This is a genomic window from Bradyrhizobium sp. USDA 336 (genome assembly GCF_044908355.1).
In the GTDB taxonomy this organism is placed as follows: domain Bacteria; phylum Pseudomonadota; class Alphaproteobacteria; order Rhizobiales; family Xanthobacteraceae; genus Bradyrhizobium; species Bradyrhizobium yuanmingense.
This window is the reverse complement of record NZ_JBIYDC010000002.1, coordinates 7515153-7535274: the sequence shown is the minus strand read 5'-3', so window position 1 is coordinate 7535274 and position 20122 is coordinate 7515153. Positions and strand designations below refer to the sequence as shown.

Annotated in this window: 18 protein-coding genes and 3 pseudogenes; 12 read left to right on the top strand and 9 right to left on the bottom strand. The window is 60.2% G+C overall.

The annotated features are described in order from the left end of the window. Positions 1–739 precede the first annotated feature (739 nt). Genes ABIA45_RS36155 through ABIA45_RS36145 form a run of 3 tightly spaced genes read right to left on the bottom strand, consistent with a single transcriptional unit; the run spans position 740 to position 4293 of the window. Entirely contained in the window at positions 740–1582 is an 843-nt protein-coding gene (locus ABIA45_RS36155) for a phosphogluconate dehydrogenase C-terminal domain-containing protein (protein ID WP_404655212.1), read from the bottom strand. Positions 1583–1597: 15 nt separating this feature from the next. Continuing rightward, positions 1598–2989, bottom strand: coding sequence for a four-carbon acid sugar kinase family protein (locus tag ABIA45_RS36150; RefSeq protein WP_404655211.1), 1392 nt, complete (start codon positions 2987–2989; stop codon positions 1598–1600). Continuing rightward, complete coding sequence (locus tag ABIA45_RS36145; RefSeq protein WP_404655832.1) at positions 2986–4293, bottom strand: ribulose-bisphosphate carboxylase large subunit family protein; 1308 nt, start codon at positions 4291–4293, stop codon at positions 2986–2988. The genes ABIA45_RS36150 and ABIA45_RS36145 overlap by 4 nt, the downstream gene beginning before the upstream one ends. 722 nt (positions 4294–5015) lie before the next feature. Here ABIA45_RS36145 and ABIA45_RS36140 point away from each other — a divergent pair. Continuing rightward, positions 5016–5846 (top strand): transcriptional regulator NanR, encoded by an 831-nt coding sequence (locus ABIA45_RS36140; protein WP_404655210.1) that lies wholly within the window; start codon positions 5016–5018, stop codon positions 5844–5846. A gap of 20 nt (positions 5847–5866) precedes the next feature. On the opposite strand, the gene ABIA45_RS36135 is transcribed toward ABIA45_RS36140, so the two are convergent. From ABIA45_RS36135 to ABIA45_RS36120, 4 genes and pseudogenes are all read right to left on the bottom strand, one after another. Further along, positions 5867–7798 carry a hypothetical protein gene (locus ABIA45_RS36135; RefSeq protein ID WP_404655209.1) on the bottom strand — a complete coding sequence of 644 codons (1932 nt, stop codon included), beginning with the start codon at positions 7796–7798 and terminating at the stop codon, positions 5867–5869. A gap of 7 nt (positions 7799–7805) precedes the next feature. Then, the gene (locus ABIA45_RS36130; protein ID WP_404655830.1) at positions 7806–8834 is read right to left on the bottom strand and encodes a Gfo/Idh/MocA family protein; all 1029 of its coding nucleotides are present in this window, start codon (positions 8832–8834) and stop codon (positions 7806–7808) included. Beyond that, a pseudogene (locus ABIA45_RS36125) lies at positions 8834–8956 on the bottom strand (ABC transporter permease); the annotation flags it as partial. The gene ABIA45_RS36130 and the pseudogene ABIA45_RS36125, both read right to left, overlap by 1 nt. A 278-nt stretch (positions 8957–9234) precedes the next feature. After that, positions 9235–9741 carry an ADP-ribosylglycohydrolase family protein gene (locus tag ABIA45_RS36120; RefSeq protein WP_404655208.1) on the bottom strand — a complete coding sequence of 169 codons (507 nt, stop codon included), beginning with the start codon at positions 9739–9741 and terminating at the stop codon, positions 9235–9237. Positions 9742–10170: 429 nt separating this feature from the next. Here ABIA45_RS36120 and ABIA45_RS36115 point away from each other — a divergent pair, with 429 nt between their 5' ends. From ABIA45_RS36115 to ABIA45_RS36085, 7 genes are all read left to right on the top strand, one after another. Then, positions 10171–10845 (top strand): GntR family transcriptional regulator, encoded by a 675-nt coding sequence (locus tag ABIA45_RS36115; RefSeq protein WP_404655207.1) that lies wholly within the window; start codon positions 10171–10173, stop codon positions 10843–10845. A 30-nt stretch (positions 10846–10875) separates the two neighbouring features. Next, positions 10876–11139, top strand: coding sequence for an isocitrate/isopropylmalate family dehydrogenase (locus tag ABIA45_RS36110; RefSeq protein WP_404655205.1), 264 nt, complete (start codon positions 10876–10878; stop codon positions 11137–11139). Between the two features lie 174 nt (positions 11140–11313). Then, entirely contained in the window at positions 11314–11541 is a 228-nt protein-coding gene (locus tag ABIA45_RS36105; RefSeq protein WP_404655204.1) for a putative quinol monooxygenase, read from the top strand. Continuing rightward, positions 11538–12062 (top strand): Gfo/Idh/MocA family protein, encoded by a 525-nt coding sequence (locus tag ABIA45_RS36100; RefSeq protein ID WP_404655202.1) that lies wholly within the window; start codon positions 11538–11540, stop codon positions 12060–12062. The genes ABIA45_RS36105 and ABIA45_RS36100 overlap by 4 nt, the downstream gene beginning before the upstream one ends. After that, the gene (locus ABIA45_RS36095) at positions 12047–12340 is read left to right on the top strand and encodes a Gfo/Idh/MocA family oxidoreductase (RefSeq protein ID WP_404655201.1); all 294 of its coding nucleotides are present in this window, start codon (positions 12047–12049) and stop codon (positions 12338–12340) included. The genes ABIA45_RS36100 and ABIA45_RS36095 overlap by 16 nt, the downstream gene beginning before the upstream one ends. Positions 12341–12559: 219 nt before the next feature. Then, positions 12560–12805 carry a hypothetical protein gene (locus tag ABIA45_RS36090; RefSeq protein WP_404655199.1) on the top strand — a complete coding sequence of 82 codons (246 nt, stop codon included), beginning with the start codon at positions 12560–12562 and terminating at the stop codon, positions 12803–12805. A gap of 24 nt (positions 12806–12829) precedes the next feature. Next, positions 12830–13204 carry an MBL fold metallo-hydrolase gene (locus tag ABIA45_RS36085; RefSeq protein WP_404655829.1) on the top strand — a complete coding sequence of 125 codons (375 nt, stop codon included), beginning with the start codon at positions 12830–12832 and terminating at the stop codon, positions 13202–13204. A 234-nt stretch (positions 13205–13438) separates the two neighbouring features. Here ABIA45_RS36085 and ABIA45_RS36080 read toward each other — a convergent pair. Then, positions 13439–13658, bottom strand: a pseudogene (locus ABIA45_RS36080) (GTP-binding protein); the annotation flags it as partial. Here ABIA45_RS36080 and ABIA45_RS36075 point away from each other — a divergent pair. Further along, positions 13657–13980: pseudogene (locus ABIA45_RS36075) on the top strand (IS3 family transposase); the annotation flags it as partial. The pseudogenes ABIA45_RS36080 and ABIA45_RS36075 overlap by 2 nt on opposite strands. A gap of 423 nt (positions 13981–14403) precedes the next feature. Here the strand turns inward: ABIA45_RS36075 and ABIA45_RS36070 are convergent. Beyond that, complete coding sequence (locus ABIA45_RS36070) at positions 14404–16269, bottom strand: glycoside hydrolase family 36 protein (RefSeq protein ID WP_404655198.1); 1866 nt, start codon at positions 16267–16269, stop codon at positions 14404–14406. 1239 nt (positions 16270–17508) lie between these two features. On the opposite strand from ABIA45_RS36070, the gene ABIA45_RS36065 reads away from it, so the two are divergent. The 3 genes from ABIA45_RS36065 (at position 17509) to ABIA45_RS36055 (ending at position 19803) form a co-directional block, all read left to right on the top strand. Then, complete coding sequence (locus ABIA45_RS36065) at positions 17509–17748, top strand: hypothetical protein (protein ID WP_404655197.1); 240 nt, start codon at positions 17509–17511, stop codon at positions 17746–17748. A gap of 211 nt (positions 17749–17959) precedes the next feature. Beyond that, positions 17960–18400, top strand: a complete 441-nt coding sequence (locus ABIA45_RS36060; RefSeq protein ID WP_404655195.1) for a recombinase family protein — start codon at positions 17960–17962, stop codon at positions 18398–18400. Continuing rightward, positions 18319–19803, top strand: coding sequence for a recombinase family protein (locus ABIA45_RS36055; RefSeq protein ID WP_404655194.1), 1485 nt, complete (start codon positions 18319–18321; stop codon positions 19801–19803). The genes ABIA45_RS36060 and ABIA45_RS36055 overlap by 82 nt, the downstream gene beginning before the upstream one ends. The last annotated feature ends 319 nt before the right edge of the window (positions 19804–20122 follow it).

Here is a 20122-nt window from a genome sequence, read left to right as displayed (position 1 = left end):
GTGGTGACGGCATGGGGCTCGGCTTACGGGCTCATTTTTGAAGCCCTCCGTCGCACACGGTGTCTCAGTCCACTTTACATTTAAGGCCTTGAGTGCGTCGTGAGTCTCCGCTCCGCATTTGGTCTCGAGCAGTGCATTCATCAGGCGCATGACGTGCCAGTTCACACTGCCGCCAAGTGATCACTGGAATGCCAGCCTTCCTCAACTTGTCGGCTGCGGCGATGAGTTTTTTTAGCTATGTGGTAGCTCCTCAAATCCGGCGTTCTGCAAGTGCCTTGTTGTAGTAGAGCGCCTCGCCCTTGAGCTGGTACGGGACGCTATGCCGGTTCGGAGGGTAAAGCTTCGTTTAGGACTGGGCGAGCGGACGGAGCCTGTCCGACAATTCCTACTACTTGTAGTAGTTTTCAGAGCTGGCCCTGAGGCCGGCTTTGACATACTCGCCCCAGCCCACATATTGTAGAGATCCGGACCCGGGTTGGACGTAGCCTCGATGCGCAGAGCGGACTTATCCTCGTTGACCAGCCGGGCTCAAGCCGCACTCTGTTGCCCGGGTTTTGCCGCTTGGAACTCGGCGATGTTCTGTTTCAGCGCCTTGTCTTCGGCCGGCTGATTGGTCCGCATCCAAATGGCTCCTCGGCCGATGCCGGCAAGCTCGCCAAGGTGAGCGCGCCGGCCGCAGCTTCGAATGTATTCTTGATACGTTTCATCTCCCTCCCTCTGGTGCTACGGTTGCCGCCGCTTAGGCGGCATTGCAGATCTCTTTCACCGATTGCAGGACGGCCTTCTGAGCGAAGACGCGATCCATCCATCCTTCGCGGAAGATTTGCGGTTTGGCCTGCTCAATGGCGTGCAAGGCACCGTCCGAGAACCGCCCCTCCGGGAAGACCTCGAAGGCGATGGACAGCCCGATGCTGATGTGTCCTAGCATGAACTCGACCGCAGCCTGGCGGGGTACACCGCGCCGGATCACTTCTTCTGTGGCTTCGCGAAGGGCGATGCACATGGTGATGGCGACCGTTTCGGAAAGGGCAGGCTCAAGGATCGCCATCTGCTCGACCGTGCAGCGATGGGCCGCGATAACGGGCTTAAAGATCGTGCGGGCAATCTCCTCGCAGAGGGCGTAGTGCTCCTCCGGGCCCCGCATCAGGGCACAGACGATGTGCTGTTTGGCCTTGACGCCGCCAAAGAAGTCCTTTTTGGCCTCAGGATCAGTTTCGTCGTTGAAGATCGACGGATGGCACGGATGAGTGACAAAGTAGGTCACATCCGACCGATCAGGCATTTCGCCGGCGTGCGGTGCGGCGGCGTCGAGCACGATGAACGCTGTGCCCGGCCGAACCTTGTCAACGATGTCGTGCGCAATCTTGCCGATCAGCCGGTCGGGCACGGCCATGACGACGACGTCGGCTCCCGCGAGAGCCTGGTGTTGGTCGACGCAGTCGACACCGACAGCAGATTTGAGACGCTGACGTCCCTCCTCCGAAACCTCCACGTGGTCAACCGCGAAGCGCGATCCTATAAGATTGGTGGCAAGACGGACACCCATTTTGCCGCCGGCACCGAGCAATGCGATTTTGGTCATGTCTTCTCTCCTCTTTCAGAGTTGTGGGGAAGTTCCGCCGTGTTTTACGGCGCAGAAGAAGTCAGGCGCTCCGATCTGCCCACCCTTGAGCGCGATTTCAAGCTGGGCATGGGCAGGGTCGTTCAAGTGCGCCCGGCACAATGGTGAGCCGGGTGCCGTCGGCGCGACGGCCGTGAGCGCATAAATGCCGAGCTCCAAGGCGGCATGGCCGGACGTATCGCCGCCCGCGATGACGGCACGCCCAAGCCGGGCGTCCCGCAACACGCGATCCAGGATCCGCCCGAGGCCGGCTCCGATCCGATCATTGATCTCACCCGCAGGAAGCCCACTCGCGTCGACCGCGGACCGCATGCAGTCGACGGCAGGATCGTCTGGGCCGGCAGCCGTGAAGACGAGTGGATCCCGGCCCTGGCCGATGGCCGCGAGCGCCTGAGCCCTAGTCCGTTCCAGCTCCCGCTCCCATTCGGCCGTGTCAACGGCACGAGACGCATCGAGCCGGATCCCGGCAAAGCCGTTTCTCTTCGCGAAGGCGATCTGCCCGGCGGTGATCGGCGAGCAGGAGCCGGAGACGCAGACAATCCGCTCGGTCGGAGTTGTCCGGAACTCTTGGCGTGGCTTCTCGAGCAGGCCCGTGGCCTTCCAATGTGCAATCAGAGCATTCTCGAGGCCTTGCGAGCCAACGGCAAAGAGACGCTTCCCGCGGTTCTCCCAAACCAATCGACCGGCTGCGGCTAGCGTCTCGCCGTCGGCGACATCAATCGCTACGATCTCGCCCCCCCGGGCGCATTCTTCCTTCAGCCTTGTGACGGCATCGCCACGTTTGAGGGCGAGATAATCGATCAGGCCGATGCCTTTATCAGTCTGCCGCTGGAGGTGGCGGCGGACATCCGCTTCACTCATGGGAGTGACCGGGTGGCAGGACATGGTCGGATGCCGGTCCAGCCGGTGACCAACCCCGCCAGCGACGGCGAACAGGTTCCCAAAGAGCTGGTAACGCCCGATCGCAGGATCCGCGACGATGAGCGGGTGCCATTCGCCGCCGAGCACAGGCGTCGCAAGATCGATTGCCCGCCCAATCGATCCGACGTGCGGTGCCGAGTCGAAGGTCGAGCAGACTTTGTACTGTGCAATAGGAGCGTTTAGCGCTGCCATGGTGTCAAAGACCTGGGGCAGATGTGTCGCCATCCAGTCGGGTGACTGCGATCGGGCGATACCCGCAATCCCAATGCCTCGGTATCCTGCGAACCCGGCAAGCTGCTCCGCCGTTGGCATAACAAGAAAGAGAACCGCGGGGAGGCCGGCGAAGGTCAGCACCTCCATGACTGAGGTCGAGCCGGTGAAATCGTCACCATAGAAGCTGACAAGAGGACCGTCCGGCAGGACATTCGAGACAGCCATGTCGCTCATGCTGCGCGGGCCTCCAGGGCCTTTGCAAGGGCGGGATGCTCAAGGGCGTAGTCGCCGAGCGGGATGCTGGCCAGCGTCGCCTCCCAGGCCTCGCGCAGACCCGACACTCCAGCAGCGGGACCATCTGGATGAGCCATGATGCCCCCTCCGGCCGTGACGATCAGGTTCGCCGATTTGAGCCCCGCGTACGTGCCTGGTGCCTGCCTGGCCGATTGACCCGAGGAGAAGACCGGCATCGTGATGCAAGGCTTGTCCGCAAACATCGGCGTGAGGCAAGCCCGAGCCGAGGTGATCACGCTATCGTCTGGCTCCGAAAATTTGCTCTGCAGGCCGTTCACGTGCATGTGGTCGGCGCCCGCAAGCCGCCAGATCTTCTGCCAGGCGACGTAAGACCAACCCAACACGGGTGAGCGGGAGAGATAGCCCCAGCCGTTGCGGTGAGCATGAATGGGCAGTTGCGAGAAGCGGCCGAGTTCGACCATGCCGACGAGGCCCACGGAATTCAGGCTGGCCATGATGCAGGTCCCGCCGAGCTCAAGGACGAGGTCATGACGGTGGCGCATCTGATCGAGCTCGCCGGTGAGATTGAAGGCATACATCACCTTCTTGCCGGTGCGGTCCGCGTGATCGTTGATGACCCGCAGCACGGCAGGGACCCGCTCGTCGAAGGGACAATGCGGTCCGTCGGATTGCAGCTCGTCGTCTTTGATGAAGTCGACGCCGGCTTCGCACAGGATCTGGGTCAGCGCAGCGGTTTCCTCAGGCCCAAAACCAACGCTTGGCTTGATGATTGTCCCAATTAGCGGAAGATCCGCGACGCCAGCGAGGCGGCGCGTCCCTGTAATGCCGAACTTCGGGCCTGGATAAGCCTGCGCGAAGGCGGCGGGCAGACGCATGTCGAGAAGGCGCAGGCCTGAGAACTGGCGCAGCTCGAATAGGTTGCCTGCAACGGTGGCGACCAGATTGGGCAGCGACGGGCCGATGTTGTCGAGGGGCCAGGAGAGTGTCACCCGGGCCTGTCGCCGGATCGGATCGGTCATCCCCTTGGGCGCTGTCGATCCGGGAAGCGATGGTTGCGGCACCTCGGTGTCGAGAACTTCCAACGCTTCAATGCGAGCGGCTGATCTGGCCTTCAGCTCTGGGGTCTCGCCAGGAACCGGCACAAAGGTACCGCTCGACTGCTCGCCCGCCATGGCCTCGGCTGCCTCACGGGGCCCAAAGGCGGTCTCGATAAGATAATCGGCTTCAATGCGAACCGGATCTTTCACGGCGGGGCCCCCTGGGTGTTTATGTCTTTGCGTCATCAGGGGACCGGCCGCCGTTGTGGCGGCAGAACTCGGCCGGACATTCTCAGGGTTCGGGCGGATCGATCGCACTTCGAACGCTCTCGGGTCATGGAAGCCGCTGTTAGAAGCTTTGACTTGATCTGTTCCGGCATAGCGCTCCTCCATACTTTTTGGTTTTGGCACAAACGTTCCGACCTTGTGGGGCCCCTGGCGCAAGAGGACTTAGCCGTGCCGCATCTCGGGCTATTGGAGGCTTATCTCTTTGCGAAGATCGCTGGGAACCGCTGGAGGATGCTGATCATCATATGTCATACTCATTATACCAGTTTGGCAGGGGTATCAAGGGGAGGCAAGTCAATTGTGCGACAGACCAGCTCTCCTCCGAGGCCACGTGGGTTATCGGAGCAAGGATGACCAGATGGAAGGTGAGATGACGCTAAGCCGTAGCTTGGCTGCCGGATGCGAATTCGACTGTGCTCTCCGCAATCCATGTCTGCGCCAAATTGCGAAATGCCTTAGCGGGGCAGTGACAGCCTTCTGCGCTGACCTTCTGGGCTGACAGCGTCTGTGGGCGGAGTAGCCACACGACGTTCGTTAAGAGCGACCCCAAACTAGTTGAGATATAATCATTATACCAGTACTCTGACGTGAGGTGCGCGCTCAACTATGAGCCGAGCAAGCCCTGCATTCTTCAACTGATTAGCTTTATCGAAGCGGACTTACACCATGTTGGGCGACCAATGGATGTCAAAAAAAACAGAGGTGTTGTGACGACGCCGACCGACGCGATCGTGCGCCGGAAGCTGTCCGACGAGGTCTTCGACCGGTTGCGGTTGATAATAACATCCGGTGAGCTCACCCCGGGCGACATGATGCCGTCGGAGCGCGAGCTCATGGAACGGTTCCAAGTGGGACGCCCTGCCATTCGCGAAGCGATGCAGGCGCTCAGTAACATGGGGCTGATCACGATTACGCACGGCGAAAGGGCACGGGTTCGCCAGCTGACAGCGCGATCCCTCTTCGAGCAAGTCGACGTGACAGCCCAACTCCTGCTTTCTACATCTCCGACGTCTCTGGATCACTTGAAGAGCGCGCGACGGTTTTTCGAACGCGGCATGGTGAGGGAGGCTGCCCTTAAAGCGAGTAAGGAGGATGTGGCTCGTCTGCGGCAAACTTTGAAATGGCAACATCAAAACCTGGGCAATGCGGCTTGCTTCATCAATGAGGACATGAAGTTTCATACGCAAATTGCCGCGATTTCGAAGAACCCCATCTTCGAGGCTGTCAGCGAGGCAATGCTGAGTTGGTTGAAGGAGTATCATACCGAGCTGTTGATTTGGTCTGGCAAGGAGAGGTTCACGCTCTCAGAGCACGAGGAAATAATCGACCGGATTGATGCTCAAGACCCTGACGGTGCCGAGGCGGCAATGCTGAAGCATCTCGATCGGTCCGCTGTCATGTACGAACATCAGTCTAACGTCGGTGAGGACGTCAAGGCTGACTCCCAACCTAAACGGAAGCCGAGCCCCAGCAAAGCTCGCGTAGCAAGTGCTAGAGCCAAACGCAGCTGACGTTTGCCAGAGCCGAAGTATCAGCTGGCAGCCTCAAGACGAGCGATGGAGAATGGTCCCAACGTGACGACGGAGCCATCGATACGTACGCTATCCTCGAGCCGGCCACGAGCAGCGACTTCAACCGACCGCTCATCGAGTATGGAGCTCAACCATTGCTTCCGCTCCGCCACAATGCGAACGCACTGATTCTTGTCAGTAAGATTGGCGATCCAAACCGTCGGATGCCCGCGCTCATCGATTACGCCAGTCGCGATGACGTCTGCCGGGCGGCTTGAAGGGCATCCGACACGGTTCTTCCGCGCAAGCGACGCCAAGCCAGAAGCGGCATGAAAGGCAGGCCTTACTCTTCCCGCGGCGGGACCCTCAGAGAGGAGACCAAAAGGCCCCGTCAGAGCTCCGACTGTGAGAACCTCAAGGTTCGCATCCGCAGTGCGTGCCGCATATCCGATCGTCCACGCCGCCGCGAATAGACCATCCTGACGCGGATCCCACGACGCCATGGCAATCCGCTTGCTGCTGGGGTTCTCTATCGTACGGGAGCCGTACGGATTCTGGCGCATCCCAATCGTCGATGGTCCAATCCAATATGGCCTATCCCCGATAAAGGCACGAGCCGAGCGCGTGATGAACGGGAGTGCTTCGAGCGATTGCATCACGCTCAGGTCATCGGCCGCATGCACGATCGGGCAGGTACAATGGGTGACGAAGCCAAGTTTCTCGACCGGCACACGCTTGCGATTCAGTTCTGTGAAATAGCTGAACATGCCACCGCCGAGCCGGAGACTCGGAAAGGCTTTCTGCGCCGACGCATAGACGTCCTCGAGCGGGGGGCACTCGGGCCACGTGCTGCCAGGTGGCGTCGATTGCCGGTCCACAGAGGGAGACACTGCGATGGCCGAGAGCGACAATCCTGCCGCGCGCACCAATCCTGCAATCTCCGACAGTTCAACCTCATGGGGCTCCCAGCACGGGACTACACACTCAAGCACCATCTCAGCGGGACAGGCAGCCGCAATCGCTGCGAACCCCTTTATCGCCACAAGTCCATGCCCTGCAGTCGGGTCAAAATGACAAAGAAGGACCTGAGGACTCACCTCCCGCAGGCGCTCGATATTGGCAAGGGTCGCTCCGATCTCCTCCGGAGCGATCACAAGCCCGATCTTAGGTGCCACCCCACTGCGGGGCTCAAGGGAGATCGTAACGGGCTCTTGCCTGGGAGCGTTGCTGACTGCAGGCCGGTATTGCCTTTGATCCTCAATGCTGAGGGTAATCGTTTGCCGATCGGCAACGCCCTGCGGCATAGTATAAGGCCAAGGCAGAGCCAAGGGCCGCACGTACGTCTTGTAAGAGGCATCGGACCAGTTGCGCTGATCCTCCATCTCCCACACGCCGCCTTCCATCCGGCATGTCGCGATCAGTCCAGGGCCAACTTGGTGGGAAATCGCACACATGTCCTTGAACGGCTGCCACGATTCAATCAGGTCCGGGAGAGCTGACTGCTCCCTCTCACCGTTCGTGTGTTTGACGGTGACAGGCGTTCCTGCCAGATTCGCAATGGGATGGAGAATGCAAAAGCCACATCGGTTTGTGAGGAAATCCGTCTCAGGCTCGGCAACAACATCGAATGTGACCCCAGCCTCGGTGCCGTGGATTGCGGCACGGTAGGTCAAATTCTGATCGTCCGAACCCCGGCAGGACGCACGGTAGGTGACGGTGAACTCGTTGTCGCCTTCGCTCACGACCAACGCGTCAATGACGGGGGAATACGTTCCCCAATCTTTGTCACGGACGACATAGGAGATGGCGCGCAGCACCTCGAGACCATCGTAGGCGATGGTTCGCAAATCGCCTTCGACCAACTCTGCCGTCAGTCGCCCTGCCGTCAGCCGGCGCACCGCCACGGGACTTTGATCGGTGCCAAAGTATGTACGAAGTAAATTCCGGTCCATGACGAGCCTAGCCGTTGGTCAGATCAACGGTTTGGCCAGTTGCGGCGCTCCGATAGGCGGCCTCCACCAGCGCGAACGTCTTGAGATTGTCCCGTCCAGACGTTGCAGGCTCGTTGCGTTGCCGCAGGCACTCAACCCAGTGGTTTTGGATCGCGAGCACGCTCTCCTGGATGTTGTGCCACGGTCTGGTTGCCCATGGCAGAAGGGTCGGAGCGACATCTCTGGTTTCCACGCCCCCCGGGCTGGTCACGATCATCTGATAGCCTTGGCCGAGCCTGATGGAGCCGTCACTCCCGTCGACCTCGACGAGGGTTTCAGGAAACGGCTCCGTTCCAAGGCGGGTGGCATAGCTGCAGTCGACCACAGAGGTGGCGCCATTCGTATGGTCCAGCAGCATGGTCGCAACATCTTCGCCCCGGATCGCTGGATTAACCCGCTGTGTTCTCGCCGCGATCCGTGATGCGTCACCGAGCAGAAAGCGTGCAATGTCGAGAATGTGGATTCCCAAGTCTTCGATGATGAACCGTTCACCCTCGGCCAAGTAGGGTTGACCGGAGAAGACATCGTAGGCGGAGCGGAACGAGATTCGCGCAAAGAACGGTTGCCCGATCCGACCTGATGTGATCACGTCCGCGACCGTTTGGATGGGCGTCTGCCACCGGAAGTTCTCGTGGACCATCAGCGGAATGCCCGCCACTTCGCAGGCGCGAACCATGTCTCGCGCATCTTCGATGGAGGGGGCGAAAGGCTTTTGACAAATCGCTGGAACCCGGTGCTGTGCCGCCATCTCGACCAGCAGCCGGTGGGTTCCCACCGTCGTCGCAATGTCAACGAAGTCAAGCTCTTCGCGCACGAAGAGGTCGACCGAATCCATGTACCGGGACTGAATTCCGAATTTGTCGCCATAGTCGGCCAAGCGGGCCGGGTCACGGTCGCAGATCGCTACGATGGTGGCTCCGGGAATATCCTGCCAAGCATGAAGATGATTGGCGGCAAAAAAACCGCAGCCGATGAGAGCGCCACGCAATTCCATGATTACACCGTTCGAGCCAGTTGAAGGGAGGCAACGCGCTGCTGGAATCGATACTGGGCCTGGTCAACGACTACCGCCGCCACGATCACCAGACCTTTGATCACGGTCTGCCAGAAGGAGCTGACACGTGACGGGGCGATAGTTGCGTTCAGCATCAATCTCGGAACTTGCATTCGTTTCCTCCTGCTGGTTTCAAGGCGCCTTCCTTCGAGCGGAGGGCGTCCGTACGATCTTGCGTTTGATCTTCCCTTAAAAAAGTGGACAGGGTTAAGCTGCTTTTAGCTCCATCTCGATCGGAGCGATGTAGCCGATGGCGGAATCGAGTGTTGTTCTCTTGTAGAAATCCTCGATGAAGGCGAAGATATCGCGCCGTGCCTCGGCTCTGGTGTTGTATTGGCGATGATCAACGAGCTCGGTCTTCGGGGCGAGCGCTGTCAGCGTTGCGCTGAGCAGGTCCTGTTCCTCCGCGCTTCCAGATACGACTGAGGTTGGGAACCTCAGCCTCCGCGCCCGCAGGATTTCCGGCATTAAGGATGCCGACCGGTGTCCACCAACCATTCCCGCCGCCCTGCGTGAAGGTTCGTCCTGCGGTATCAGGGTCAGCTTCGCCTCGCGCAACGCGATGGACCTGCTCTGCGACAGGATGCCACCAGAAGGAGAAGTCTTCGTTCGCCTCCATCCAGTTGGTCAGGAGCCGCGGAGTTCGCGGCGCCTTGGTTGCAAGATAGAACCTTGCAAATGCAGAGCGGATGAACGTGTCATCAGTCACGGCGCCCGCATCGTCTGACTTCATGTACTCGCGCCGATGGGGAATGGGACAGTAGCTAGGATCGTACGTCTGTAGGCCCGTGATCTCACCAACCTTTTCCTGGATAAAACGGAAGTGTGCGAATTCTACCGGACCGCCCATCGCGTCTCCAATGGTCGCGCCCCACCACGCCCCCATCTGCCTACTATTTAACGTCATATTTCTATCTTCCTTGGAATTGTAGCTATCGCCTTAATTACTTGATCGCCCCGCTCGCGATGGTGCGCACGAAGTATGTCGCAGCCTGAGATAGAGCAGGATGACAGGAAGACTGCTTAGGAGGACAGGCCAGCCCGCGATCGGTTGCAGCACTCCTAAAAGAACATCAGCCCCAGAGTCACACACGTTGGACCCGTCACTACGAGCGCGCCGATGCGCGCATTAATGCATTCATTGCGACGCTGGGTCAAGTTGTGTTACCGGCCCTCGAAGGTGTTTTGATTACAAGAAAAAACGGTTTTACGTCACAAGCCAGCTCACCCCTTACTTATGCATTCAACATAATATACGTAAATGCATGGAGTGATTTGAATGAATCTGGTTGGTGAAGAGGTGACGCAGAAAACCCGGGTTCAGGACGCTTACGAGCGCCTGAAGCGGGATATCCTCGACAATAGGATGCCCATTAATTTCCAGGCTACCGAGTCGGAAATTGCTGAGCGTCTGGGCATGAGTCGGACACCGGTCCGCGAAGCCCTCATTCGGCTTGAAGCGGAGGGCCTGGTTTCCCTCACCTCGCGCCGCGGGGCACGCGTCTTGCCGATATCGGCCAGCGATATGCGGGACATCTATCAAATCTTGACCGCTCTCGAAGCTGAGGCCGTGGCGGCGATCGCTCGCAAGCGTCCGGAAAGGGAAACGCTGACGCCCATGATCGTTGCAGTCGCTGACATGCAGCGGGCGCTGGAGATCGGAAGCCTGGATGACTGGAGCGATGCGGATGATCGATTTCATCGGCACTTGCTGGAGATCAACGGCAACCAGCGCATGACTAACACGGTGAACGCGCTGGTTAATCAGTTCCATCGCGCACGGCGCATAACGCTGAAGATTCGCAAGCTGCCCTTGCGTTCCACCGAGGAGCATCGGCTCGTTGTCGAATTGATGCTGGCCGGTGATGCCGAAAAGGCACGTGAGGTAATGCGTGCACACCGTATCCGAGCGGCCGAAGAGTTGCTCCCGATCCTCGAAGACCTCGGCCTTTAAGTCCTTGGCATCGCGACACCGGAGGGTTTCTTGTCCGCGACACATCTCGTAGCCGTCATTCATGGAGACGGAATCGGCATCGATGTAACCGATGCTGCTGTGGCGATCGTGGAGGCCGCGCAGAAAGTGGTTGGCGGCTTCTCAATTGCGTACGACGACATCGATGCCGGCGCGATATATTATCGCGAGACGGGGCGTGATATAACGCCAGGCGGTGAGGAACGCGCCGGAGAGGCGGATGCGATCTTGCTTGGCGCCATCGGTCATCCGGCCATCCGGGGCCGATGGCACTGAGATTTCACCCCACCTGCGTCTGCGGGAGAGGTATCAGCTCTATGCCGGCGTAAGGCCAGTGAAGGTCTATCCCAATACCGGAAACCGGTTGTCCGATCCTCGCGGTCAGTTTATTGACTTCATCATCGTAAGGGAGAGCACCGACCCGAGCACAGGGAGAATTTCAGGAAGCGGGTGTCCGAGCAGGCACGAGCATCATTGGAGCGTGGACGGGGCTGTTCCGTCTTCGACATTTGCGTGGACTCCGCACGGGCTGATGTCTTCGTGCTTTATGGGGCTTACGACGACGCGAAGGCCTTCAAGGCACATCTCGCCTCAGACCACTACAAGAGCTTCGCCGCGGAAGCTGCCAGCTGGATGGCGGCAAAGAACGTGTCGGAACTCGAGCGAATGGCTCCATGACTCTAAAGATCGCCGTCATCGGGCTTGGCTACTTCAGCCAATTTCACCTTCGAGGTTGGCTAGGCATCGAGAACACGGAAATCGTCGGCGTCGTGGATCTGGTGCAGGAGCGCCGTCGCACTGCCGAGGAGCTTTACGGCGTCCGCGGCTTCCTGACTCGAAAACTTCTCGCGACTGTCGATCAGGACATCGTCGATATCGTGCCCCCTCCACCCACGCACGCCGCTCTGACCCGGGCGGCGTTCAGGCGTGGTCGATTAATCGTAGGCCAGAAGCCCTTCTGCGGAGACCTTGAGACGGCCTCGACCGTCGCCGCCGAGGCTGCTGCGACAGGCACAACCGTAGTTGGACACGAGAACTTTCGCTTTCAGCCGTGGCATCGCGAAATCAAGCGGCTGCTTGATCGGGGGGATATGGGGACGCCTTGGCAGTGTACCTTCCTTCTTCGTCCTGGCGATGGTCGGGGCGCCAAGCTTACCTGGCGCGCCAACCGACCTTTCGCAGCATGCCTCGCTTTTTGATATATGAGACGGCGGTTCACTTTCTTGATCTCTTTCGATTTTTGTTCGGAAAAATTTCAAGTGTGTACGCCGACGCCCGACGTCTCAACCCGACAATCGTCGGCGAAGTCGCCGCATTTGTTCTGCTCGAGCACGAGAGCGGAACGCGATCGGTTTTCGACGGCAACCGCTTGCTTGACCATGTGAGTGACAATCCCCGCCGTACGATGGGCGAGATGCTCACCGAGGGAGAAAAGGCCACCTTGCGGCTCGATGGCTACGGCAGACTCTTTATGTGACTGTTTGGGCAAACCGAGGAAGCGCGGGTCTTGAGCGAGAACAGATCCAGAATTCGGTGGCGGTTGTGTGGCACTACTGAACCGTCACATTGCTGACCATATCCGCCTTGGCCCTGAGATCGCGAACGAGTTGGGGGATTATCTTCCCGTGTTGCGGGCTAGTGAGGCAGCCTACGCGTCGGCGCAACAGAAGCGGCAGATCAGCTTGCGAGAGGCAGAATGACCCAGACCGATCAGTACGAAGTATATGCCATTCGGTATGCGGAGAGGACCGGACGCACGCGGCAGGACCCCTTCTTGCTGGATCCTCACCACTCGGCACCTCATCCGATGGACTATTTCGTTTGGCTTATCCGCAATGCCGAGCGCACCATACTGGTAGACACCGGATATGATCAGGCGGAGGCGAATGACCGCAACCGGGCCATCCTGATTGATCCCCGCAACGCCCTAGCGCAGATCTGAGTCGATCCAGATTTGCTCGACACCGTGATCATCACGCACCTGCACTACGATCATGCCGGCGGCCTGGCCATGTTCCGCAAGGCCCGCCTCCATATTCAAGAACGGGAGATGAGCTACGCCACTGGGCCTTGCATGTGTAGCGACTTTCTTCGTGCTCCGTACACGGCTCAACACGTCTGCGAGATAGTTCGAGAGTTTACAAGGGACAGGTACAGTTTCACAACGACGACGCGGAGATTGCGCCCGGGCTCACCGTCCATTGGGTGGGCGGTGATACTGGCGGACTGCAGTGCGTGCGCGTTCAAACAGCGAACGGACCCGTTGTGCTTGCGTCAGATGCGAGCCACTACTACGAAAACTATCTTGAGAAACGACCTTTCCCCCTGGTGGCCAGTGTGACGGAAAGGATCCGCGGGTTTGATCGACTGCGGATGCTCGCTGGCGAGTGCGGGCTGATTATTCCAGGTCACGATCCGCTGGTACGCGAGGGATTTCCAAGAGCCTTCGAGGGCTCTAGTGCTGATATCCGGCGTCTCGACGTCGGCCAAAAAGCTGGCATTTCCTGAAGTCTTCCAATCAGCCGAAGGTATGCGAGGTGTTCCATTCTCCGCGAAGATCCTGGCGGCTATTGAACAGCAGGTCGACCAATGCGCGTTCGTCGCCCGGTTCCCTGGTCTCGCCGCGGTCGCGGAGCAAGTCGTGCGAGGCATAATCCTTGAGGAGGTTGGCGGCGTCGACGACCGTGACCATCATCGAGACGCGTCAGGTCCGACAGGCTGTCGCCGTTCTCGTCGTGGAAATCGAGGGTGGTGGCGATCGGTAGCGGCTCAGCAATCCCTTCGATCAGCAGGTATCTGATCAACCACGAGAAACTTTCACGGCTCTACCGAAAAGAGAAGCTTGCGGTACGCCGCCACGGCGGGCGCGAGCGGCAACTGGGACCAGAGCACCGATGATGGTGCCGATGGCGCACAACGAGCGCTGGTCGCTCGACTTCGCTTAGGATCAGCTCAGGGATGGCCGCCGCTTCCGTATCCTAGCCGTGGTCGATGGCTACACCGGCGCCGGTGGCTGACAGCTCGCTCTCCGGCACTCGGGTGCCACCGGAATTGACCGGCAAGGGGAATATGGTGGTCAGCGACAACGGCAGCGAATTCACCATCAACAGGGTCCTTGGCAGTGCCGCCAGTCCTCCGCCGCCATCTCAAGGGGAACCGCGACGCCAGCATTGTTTATGAGCACATTGGGCGGGCCTTGCAGTGAGTCGGCCGCGCAACCGTAGCGTCAACGGCTTTGGAGTCCGCGACATCTACCCGCATGAAGCATACCTGCGCCCCCTTCGATGCCAGGGCACTCGTCGCCTCTCTGCCGCGCCGCTCATTAAAGTCCACGAGCGCGCTGCGCCCCCGTCCGTCTATGAACGCTGTTGCGATCGCCCGATGCCTTGCGCTGCGCCGGACACGATCGCGGTCTTATTCCTCAGCCGGTTCATTATAGTTTCATCCATGACCCGCCCGGCGGTCAGAAGACGCAGCAATGTCGCTCGAATTCCAGCGGATTGCTGCGCAGCCCGGAATTATGTCAAACTGTCGACAGCGTCAGTCGGTGACGATCGCTCTTGCGGTGCGGGGACCGCTAGCGCCGTTCACTTCGATGACCAGCTGTTGGCCGCCATCGGTCCAGGTGTGCATCTCGCGGGCTGTTGGATCTTCGGGATCGGCAATTTCGAACCGATAGTCACCCAGCAGCAGGTGGCGGAATCCCTTGTAGCTTTTGAGCGCTTCGGCGTAACCGCGCAGCTGCGCATCGGTCGCCTCCCAGAGGCGGCCGCTATACCCGAACGGGCCGCAGCTGTGCGAGAGGTAGTCGTAGGCGGTGAAGTCGTGTCGCGGCTGGCACAAGTTGGTGCTCGCATAGTTGCCGGGCAAGACCTGATTGAGCCGCGTCTGCAGTCGCCGCACCATGTCGGTGTCGACCGTGTGGTCGTTCATCCACAGGGTGTGGCCGCGCCGCACGGTGCCGAGGTCGATCCGGTTTCCGCCGCCGGCGCACTGATCGATCACCAGGTCGGGGAGGGTTTCGATCAGGTGATCCAAGACGGTGTACAGACCCTTGATGTGGTTGATCTGGGCCCAGCCCGGTTCGGGAGTCGAGGCCCAGTAGCTCATGGGCTTATGGTTGAAGTCCCAACGAATCCAGCGCACGCCCCAATCTGCATATGCCGCGCTGACCCGATCCACCCAGTATTGCTGCACCTCCGGGAGGCCGAAGTCGAGCATCCGGTAGTTGCCGGGCTCCCAAACCGGCGGCCACGTCCGCCCGCCCATCCAACTCTGGTACGTCAGCGGCCGCGTGAGCGATCCCAGGGGCAGGAACCACTCAGGGCGCCTGCGGTAAAGTGCACTCTCCACATGGGCGAACTCTGGCTCGAACCAAGTACCGTACCGCATGCCGTTGCTGCGCACGTACTTCGAGAATTCCGCAATACCGTCTGGGAAGCGCCGGGGGTCGGCTTCGTCCCAGTTGCCTATGCCCTCAGGGAAGCCGCCGGGGAACCAGCCGGCGTCGACGAGGAAATACTCCAGACCGATCCCGGCCGCCGCCTTAACTGCGGGTCGCAACAGCGCGTCGTTGAAGTCGTTCATGAAAGCGAAGTAATGGTTGAATGAGGTCAGCGGCACCGCCTCCTCGCCATTGAGGCGCGGCATCACATGCCGGCGGATGTGCCGCCGTAGTGCGTTCCCCCCGTCTGCCGAGTCCCCGATGTATGGAGCTAGCAGCACGGTCGGTAGCGGCAGAGTCTGCCCGGGGCGCAGGTCGAGCCTGATGCCCCATAGGCCGGCCTCCAGCCGCACTGGACAGCCACGCCCCTCGTCCGGCTGCAGGTCATAGCGCAAGTCGACGTACCAAGTTCCGGACCACTCGACGCCGATTGCGACGCCGCCGGCGACGCCGGCCAGAAGGGCGAAAGGGAGATCCTTTGACGAACTGCGCCCGTCGTCACCCCCATGGACGGAGAGCGCCGACCGGTCTAGGTGGTGCCCTCCCTGGTGCAATCGCCGACCGGTGCTTTCGAAGTCGACCGGAGGGAAAGCGGTGGCCATGGGGCCGCCGCGCCACGTCCGAAGCTGCGGCGCACCCGAGCCCGGGTCGGTGCGCAAGAACAGCCGCAGCGTTGCGCATCCGAGGACGCTGGCGACGGTCTCCGAGCCAGCGTTGCGGATCGAGCCGGAGACTTCGACCGCACGTGAGTGGCCGAAAGTCCGGGCGCGCAGCTCGGCTCGCAACCCGCTGGCGTGCGCGAATTCGGCTGAGAATCCGTCGCTTTGCTCGGTCAGGCTGGTCTCCGTCCATTTGAGGTCGCTGTTGTCGGACAGCAGCAGCGCGAACGGGGCGCGGCCGGTGGAGTTGTCGGCGATCTCGGTTAGGCCGAGGTAGCCGACGAGCCGATGGGCGAATGTCATGGAAGCCTCAGGGGGTGTGGCGGGATGAAGATGATGCGCTGAGGCCGGGGACGCTCCATGCCCAGACCGGGATTCTGATATAGATATTAGCGATCTCCGGAGGAGAAGTTCTCTGATTTTAAACGCCGACAGTCCGAAATTGTGCGCCGAACGGCAGATTGCGCACCTTTTTCACGTAAGCGAGCGATCTTTAGTTCAGGATGCGAGCGGGCAAAGCGCTAGCAAAAAGCTCGCGCCGGCGTGCCTGCGGATCTGCAGCGCGCGATTTTTAGCGTATTCATCAGACGCGAAGACGCCAGCAAGTCTCGAAGCCCGTTGAGGTCACAACGAAACTAGGGCTTTGGCCTCGCTCATTCCCCGCGATACCGAACGCAGAATTGATTCTGGGATACTCTTCGATCACCAGCTTGACGTCGGGCTCCGGCGACGCGCAGCCGCCTCGATCAGAAAGGTCCGTTCCATGTTCGGGACGGACATCGTGCGCCGTCTCGTCGATATCCATCCAGGTCGAGGTGACAAGCAGACGTGACAGATCTTCCCTACGAACGCCGAGCAACTCGCCTGCTGGGCCGGAACCCGCAGAGCACGAAGATGCACCCGTGTGGACTATGGGCGTCAATGCAGCCGCCACCTCAGCCTGTGCAGCTCGTGATCGTGCCGAATGATACCGATCTCCTCGCACATTTGTCCCATCGGCAGCTCGGAATGTGAACTCGCTCGGAGCGTAAGCCAACGATTCGATACCGCCGTCATGTGTCGCTATCCACATTTTCTCCGCGGCCAACCATACATGCATTTATGAGCTGTTGCTGGTTCTCCCTTCTGCTCGAACTCAGCTGGACTGAGGTATCCGATCGCCGAATGACGCCCGGTTGCCTTGTACAACAAGGCTCAACAATGCCCACAGGATCGTTCTTCGCGAGGTTCTTTATCGACATCATCCCTCCTTTGGTCGCCGAGTTTGCGTTCATGGAAGGGTCGAGAAGGCTGATGATGTCGCTTTCCGCTGCTCTCTTGATGGATCGAAAATAGATCGTTGCTTGGAAGTTCCAGCGTGGATGTTCGACCGGACGGCATGCCCTGACGCGGAGCCTTTGACAGCTCAGCCGCTTGTCAGCATTGACGCACTTGCTGCGCTTTCTACGCTTCTCGATCTGGCGTTGAAGGATCGAACGCCATCAGCTGCCCTGCTTTCTGGCGCATCCAGAGCCTCTCACGACCAGAATCAGGGAGAGACTCATGTCACGGCAGACGGCAGTGCCAGCGAGCGGATACCGACACAATCTACAACCGCGGCCGCACCAGCAGATGGATCTGTTCGGGAGTGGCCTGTCGAACGGCGCCATCGGCGCACCCACATGGCTGGATCTGTCCGCAGAAGCGCGGGCAGCGCTCACGAGTCTGATGATGCAGTTGATCCTCGACCATGCAGCGATGGCAGCGACGGCGCCCGCGAAGGAGGTCGATCATGATCTCTGACAAGGTCAGGCCTCATCATCTGGAGCGAAAGGCGATTCCTTTACGTGCGTCAGTCTTCGGCCCCATCAGGTGTTGCACAATCGCGAGAGCAGCGCGCTGCAATACGCCATGCGAGACCGGCTGACGGCACTCGGGTGGTCAGAGATTGAAGTGATCGGATGATCTCGGTCGTTCAGCTGCCGGCGGCATACAACGCGCCGGATTCGAGCGAATGGTGGCGGAGGTCTGCCTCGGCAAGGTTGGTGCGGTTTGCGCGCGCGAGGTCTCGCGCTTCGCCCGCAACAGCCGGGATTGGCAGCAACTCATCGAGATGTGCCGCGTGGTCGATACCGTTCTGGTCGATCAAGAGACCATCTATGCGCCAAGGCACGGCAACGACCGCCTGCTGCTCGGACTCAAGGGCAGCCTCAACGAGTACGAATTGGATCTGTTGCGCCAGCGCTCGCTCTCGGCCCGCTACGAGAAGGCGCGCCGGGACGAGTTGGTTGTGACAGCGCCGGTCGGCTTCGTGAAGGCCGGCGACCGTTATGAGAAAGACCGGATCGGCGCATCCAGGAAGCGATCAAGCTGGTGTTCGACAAGGTCGAGGAACTGGGCAGCGCGCGACAGGCGCTCTGCTGGCTCCACGAGTACAATCTCGATCTGCCGGTGAAGCAGACCAACGGCGACACGGCCTGGCGGCGACCTAACTACTCTGTCATCCACCGGATCATTGAGAACCCGGTCTACGGCGGCGCCTATTCCTATGGTAAGGCAGCTGTGGCGGCGGGATACAGCACGACGGGCGTGAGCGTGAAGATCCGCCGCAAGGCGCGGAACGAATGGCTGACGCTGAAGCCCAACACTCACGAAGGGTATGTGAGCTGGGAGAAGTTCGAGGCGATTCGCACCATGATCAGCAGCAATGTTCCCGCCAGTCGGCATCACGGCGCGCCCAAGCATGGTGACGCGCTGCTGGCCCGTCTGATCCGCTGCAAGCGCTGCGGTCGCAAGCTCACACTTCGGTACTCCGGCATGGAAAACCATATCCCGCGCTACTGCTGCAGCAGCGCCTGGATGGACAATGGTGGGGCCCACTGCATCGCCTTCGGCGGACTGCGCGTCGATGACGCCATCGAGGAAGCACTGCTTGGAGTCGTCGGCCCGGGCGCTGTCGTTGCCGCAAGCGCCGCCCAGGGAGCCAGGGAACCGCGCGATCAGGTACGCTATGCCCTCAGTCGCGACCTCGAAGCGGCGCGCTATGCCGCCGACAGGGCTTTCCGGCAATACGATGCCGCTGATCCCGCGAACCGGCTGGTGGCCAGTGAGCTGGAAGCCCGCTGGAACAGAGCGCTCGCTCACGCGGCGGAGGTTGAGGCCAAGATCACCATGCATGATGCGGCGATGCCCGCACCCCTTGCTGATACAGCCTCGCTCGACGTTCTGGCCTCGAACCTCAAAACGGTCTGGGATGCGCCGACGACGGATGCTCGCCTCAAGAAGCGCATTGTGCGCACCCTCATCCATGAGGTCGTGGCCGATATCGACGACGCGGCCTCGGAGATCGTTCTCGTGGTCCATTGGGTGGGGGGCGCCCACAGCGAGTTGCGCTTGCCGAAACGCCGGCGCGGACAGCGCAACAACACCTCTGCCGATATCGTCCAGGCCGTGCGTCAACTGGTGCTGATCGCCAGCGACGATCTGATTACCGGCCTCCTCAATCGCAACGGCCTCAAGACCGGTAACGGCAATCGCTGGACCCGCGAGCGCGTCACATCAATGCGCTCGAACTACCACATCCCGGTGTTCAAGCCCGCCGAGGACGGGATCGAGCCATGGCTCAACCTTAGCAACGCCGCAAAGCTCCTGAAGATCGCGCCCAAGACGCTCCGACTGGCCGCTGAAGCCGGCGAGATCGAATCCATCCATCCTCTGCCGGATGGTCCTTGGATCCTCGCCCGCACCTGGCTGATAACAACTGCTGCTCAATCTATCGCCGAACGAGCGCGACAGAACCCAAAATACCCCGCGGAATCGCATCCCGCTCAACAAAATCTTTTCTCTTCAATCACATAGCCAGATGGGTGTTCTGATGCGCAGTAGTAGAAGCGCCTCAACGTCGACATCCGTATCGACAATGACGTGCCGCCCGCCAGCCAGCTCGATCTCAATCCGATATCCAGTCGAATGTGCTGTCGCGCTCTCCGATGAGGCTGCTACCGACGCCACGGCCCCCCCTCGGCCACAACTGCTCTGACAAAGCCAGCCTGGGATTTGGTCCGGTTCGCCGCGAAGGCTCTTCGCCAAGTCACCAATAGAGAACGTGACAAGCCGTATCGCCGCGCTGTCGCCGCTCCAGGCGAGACTCGAATAGGCTCTCCAAAACAATCCGCGT